The sequence below is a fragment of the Myxacorys almedinensis A genome (genome assembly GCF_010091945.1).
Taxonomy (GTDB): Bacteria; Cyanobacteriota; Cyanobacteriia; order Leptolyngbyales; family Leptolyngbyaceae; genus Myxacorys; species Myxacorys almedinensis.
In genome coordinates, this window is the sequence record NZ_WVIE01000066.1 from 1 (window position 1) to 327 (window position 327).

Consider the following 327-nt stretch of genomic DNA (forward strand, 5'->3'; position numbering starts at 1 on the left):
CCTCCTTCCCAGCATTCCCCCTTCAGTCAGCGAGCAGGCACAGGCGCTCTGGCTACATAAGCTTGCCGTTCATAGCGACTGGTTGGGGAACTGCCCTTTTATTGTCTCACCAATGCCTAGGGGTCACAAGAGATTGAGGTAGAACGTAACCAAGTCATTTTTTCTTCACCTGAGTCAGTTTGCATAGCAAAAAGCCTGCCCTGTGGGGCAGGCTCAACCTGTGCATTGGTTAAGTTACATATCAGCCAATGCGTCTTGAAGCAAAATTCGCCAACTGGTTTACCCTACAGGGCATTACCACGGGGCAGAACCTCCTCAGGGAAGACA